The following is a 556-nucleotide window of genomic DNA, read 5'->3' as shown; positions in this document are numbered from 1 at the left end:
GTCAGTTCATGTTCCAGGGCTCGCCGTAGGTGGTGACGCTGTCACCGGTCGACGAGATCAGGCGGGCGAACGGACGCAGCAGCACACCACCGGCAGCACCGGTCACCGTGCCGTGGGCGTTGGACACCGCCACCGAACCGGTCGGGCCGGCCACGTCCACCGAGAAGGTCGCGACCTCCTGGATACCCGGGCCATTGCCCAGATCCGCCGAGATCGACACACCCGGGAACAGCGGCGGGGTCACGATGCTGTCAGCCAGGTTGCCGTCCAGGCCCCAGCCGTCGAACGCGATGTTCGGGGTGGTGTAGCTGAAGTTGATGCCCACACCCAGCGACCACGGGAAGCCGACCTGGTAACCCAGCTCCAGCGTGCCCTCGAAGTCATCGGCACCCTCGCCGGCCACGATGTAGGTCGCCTTGCCCGAGTGGAACCACTCACGGGTCAGGCGGTTGCGGTCCAACGGAAACACGCCGTTGAGGAACGTGTCCCACTGCTGGATCGTCAACGTCCGGCCCTGGCCGTCGACCAGGCTCAGCTCGTTGTCCAGCCCTGCGTG

General features: G+C 66.9%; 1 protein-coding gene. It reads right to left on the bottom strand.

Annotated elements, in window-relative coordinates:
- Window position 1: 1 nt before the first annotated feature.
- Window positions 2–556, bottom strand: a 555-nt coding sequence (locus ACXMYJ_RS29360; protein ID WP_460359582.1) for an MspA family porin, incomplete at its 5' end; no start/stop codon positions are given.

It is taken from the genome of Mycobacterium sp. ZZG (genome assembly GCF_054786995.1).
This window is presented reverse-complemented; position numbering and strand designations above follow the sequence as displayed.